The following is a 3,688-nucleotide window of genomic DNA, read 5'->3' as shown; positions in this document are numbered from 1 at the left end:
CCCCCACCTGGGGACAACCCCGCCCCACCTGCGAGGGCTGCGGCTACAACACCTGGTGCTCCCAAGGGCGCGTGGCGGCTCGCCACCTGTCCCTGGTCGCGGGCCTGCGCACCGACCAGGCCACCAAACTCACCGACGCCGGCCTCGACACCATCGACGCCCTGGCCGCCGCCACCGAAGACGACCGGCCCACCACCCTGCCCCGCCGCTCCTTCGACCAACTACGCGCCCAAGCCCGCCTCCAGGCCCACCAGGACACCACCCGCACCCCCACCGACCCCCAGGGCACCGTCACCGCCGAGGTCTTCTCACCCGACGGACTGGCCACCCTGCCCGCCCCCAGCCCCGGCGACGTGTTCTTCGACATGGAGGGCTACCCCTACCACTCCACCCAGGGCGGCAGAGGCCTGGAATACCTCTTCGGAGCCACCACCGAGGACACCCGGGGCACCGAGACCTTCCACACCTTCTGGGCCCACGACCGCCCCCAGGAAAAACAGGCCCTGGAGGACTTCGTCGACTTCGCCCTGGCCCGCATCGACACCGACGAAGGCGCCCACATCTACCACTACGCCTCCTACGAAGTGGACCGCCTCAAACACCTCAGCTCCGAATACGGCACCCGCGAAGAGGAAGTCGACCGGCTCCTACGCGAACACCGCCTCATCGACCTGTACACCGTGGTGCGCAAAAGCCTGCGCGTGTCCCAACGCTCCTACTCCATCAAGTACCTCGAACCCCTCTACCTGGACACCGCCCGCTCCGGTGACGTCACCACCGCCGCCTCCAGCATCGACGCCTACGCCGCCTACCTCAGCGCCCTGGAAACCGACGACCCCACCGGCGCACAACAGGTCCTGGACGACATCGCCGCCTACAACCGCGACGACTGCCACTCCACCGCACGCCTACGCGACTGGCTCGAAGGCCGGCGCACCGACCACGACATCACCACCCGCCCCCTGATCCAGACCGAAATCACCGAGGAAGAGGCCGAACGCGCCCGCAAAAGGGCCGAGAAGGCCGCCCGCCACGCCGCCCTGACCGACCCCCTCCTGGACGGGGTCCCCCAAGACCCCGACCAGCGCACCGACCAGGACCACCCCCGCGCCGCCCTGGCCGCCCTGGTCGGCTACTACCGGCGCGAGAACTCCCCACCCTGGCGCGAACACTTCCAACGCCAAAGCGCACCCCTGCAGGAGTTGGAGACCGACACCAACTGCGCCGTGCCCTGGCAGGTCCACGTCGGAACCTGGGAAGAACCCACCGGCCGCCGAAAGACCGCCCGCCGCGAGGTGTCCATGCGCCTGGACCACGCCCACCCCCACCCCTTCACCACCGGCGACAGCGTCCACCTGCTCCACCCCGGAGCACCCGGACAGGCCGCCACCACCCACCCCGCCAAGGTCCTGGCCGCCGAACCCGACTCCCTCCACCTGTTGGAGAGCGCCCCACCGGAGGCGACCATCTCCGCCGCCCCCGTGGCCGTCCTACCCGGATCCCCGATCGACCCCAAACCCAAGGACGGCGCCCTGGAAGGGGTCGCCCACACCGCCACCCGGGAACTACCCGCCTGGCCCGCCCACCCCGGCCTGGACGCCCTACGCCGCATCCCCCCACGCCTGAACCCCCCGGGCCCCCTCCCACACCCCGGCTCCGACCTCATCGGCGCCGCCATCACCGCCGTGGACCGCCTGGACCACTCCTACCTGGCCGTCCAAGGCCCACCCGGGGCCGGAAAAACCTACCTGGCCGCCCGACTCATCACCCACCTGATCAAACAAGGACGCAGCGTGGGCGTGTGCTCCACCGGCCACAAAGCCGTGGAGAACGTCATGAGCGCCGCCCTGCGAGCCGCCCAGGACCAAGGCCTGACCCTGACGGCCGCCAAACGCCCCCGCGGCGGCAAAAAGGACCCCGACGCCCCCTGGTACCAACCCTCCAGCCAACAGGTCCTGGCCAACTGGCGCACCAAACACACCACCAAGGGCGAAGCCGTCCTCATCGGCGGCACCGCCTGGGGCATGTCCGGCGCCGACACCATCGCCGACCCCCTCGACGTGATCATCATCGACGAGGCCGGACAATTCGCCCTGGCCGACACCCTGGCCGTGTCCGCCTCCGCCCACAACCTCGTCCTGCTGGGCGACCCACAACAACTGCCCCAGGTCGTCCAAGGCGTCCACACCGACGGCGCCGACGCCTCGGCCCTGCAACACCTCATGGCCGGCCAGTCCATCATCGACCCCGACCTGGGCTACTTCCTGGACCAGACCCGACGCATGCACCCGGCCGTGTGCGCCCCCGTCTCCGCCCTGTCCTACCAAGGACGCCTCCAAGCCCACCCCACCACCACCGCCCGCACCCTGAGCACCCTGGAACCCGGGGTCTACTCCCTGCCCATCACCCACACCGGCCGCACCAACCACAGCCCCGAGGAGATCGAGGCGGTGGTGCAAAGCGCCCTGCGCCTGACAGAGCAACACCTGACCACCGACCCCGAACAAGGCCCCCGCCCCCTGACCGGCACCGACATCCTGGTGGTGGCCCCCTACAACCTGCAGGTGCGCGCCCTACGCCGAGCCCTGACCCGGGCGAGCCGGGACCACCCCGCCCTGGAAGGGGTACGGGTGGGCACCGTCGACAAGTTCCAAGGCCAGGAAGCCGCCGCCGTCATCTGCTCCATGACCACCTCCAACGCCGCCCAGACCAGCCGCGGCCCCTCCTTCGTCTTGGACCGCAACCGCCTCAACGTGGCCCTCTCCCGCGCCCAACTGGTCGCGGTCGTGGTGCACTCACCCGACCTGCTCACCACCACCCCCCGCACCGTGGACGAACTACGCCTGCTGGCCTCCTTCACCGGGCTGGTGCACACCGCACGACCCTGGCCCCGCCAGTGAGACGCCCACCCCCGCCAGGTTTCGGACACATCCCTGGTGGAGTACGTTTTAGGTGGCACACCACGCCCCCGGCTCACCCCCGTGAGGGATACGCGGTATGCCCGCGGGCCGCGACGCCAGGCGCCGCGCCCCTGACCCGGACCACCACCCGCATTTGTCGAAAGGCCGAACGGCCACCGTGTCTGAACGCCCCTCCGCCCCCGAGGGCGGCCGCAACACCCGCCACCCCACCGGAATCCGCGTCGTCATCGCCATCCTGGCCCTGTTCGCCCTGATCCTGGGCCCCCTGGGCTACCTCATGGGACTGGACGCCCAAACCCACGCCGGCTCAGCCGCCGAATGGTTCACCCTGGCCTTCGGAGCCGCCGTCGGCATCCCCTTCCTGGCCGCCGCCGTGGCCACCGTCGCCGGCGACCGCCGCGCCGCCCTGTGGGCCCTGGCCCTGCTGGCCTGGCCGGTGGTGTTCGTGGTGGTCGTTCACCTGCTGGGCATGGCCGGGTAGGCTCCGGCCCGTGTCACCCAAGAAGCGCAAACGCCAAAAACCACAGGAACGGCCGGCCGCCACCTCCACCGAGGCCGAGCAGGGACGCGTCCTACCGGGCACCACACCCGAAAAACGCACCCTCAAACGCACCCCCGTGGTGGTGGCCTCCCCACCCGACCGGCGCCTGACCGCGCTATGGGTGATCCTGTGGATCGCCTGGGCACTGGGCACCCCCCTGGCCCTGGCCGGGCTGCTCTTCACCGGACTGAACGCGGGCCCCGCCCCCACCGACCCCCTCATGGAC

2 protein-coding genes and 1 pseudogene are annotated in these 3,688 nt (G+C 70.8%); all 3 read left to right on the top strand.

Features of this window, described 5'->3' with window-relative positions; all coding sequences use genetic code 11:
* On the top strand, window positions 1–2,900 hold a 2,900-nt coding region (locus BQ8420_RS04860; protein ID WP_087096607.1), incomplete at its 5' end, for a TM0106 family RecB-like putative nuclease.
* A 178-nt stretch (window positions 2,901–3,078) separates the two neighbouring features.
* Window positions 3,079–3,402, top strand: a complete 324-nt coding sequence (locus BQ8420_RS04855) for a hypothetical protein (protein ID WP_087096606.1) — start codon at window positions 3,079–3,081, stop codon at window positions 3,400–3,402.
* Between the two features lie 10 nt (window positions 3,403–3,412).
* Window positions 3,413–3,688 (top strand): annotated as a pseudogene (locus tag BQ8420_RS31295) (hypothetical protein); the annotation flags it as partial.

The sequence above is a fragment of the Nocardiopsis sp. JB363 genome, assembly GCF_900143625.1.
GTDB lineage: Bacteria > Actinomycetota > Actinomycetes > Streptosporangiales > Streptosporangiaceae > Nocardiopsis.
Note: the sequence above shows the minus strand (reverse complement) of the source record. Positions and strands in the feature narration are given on the sequence as shown.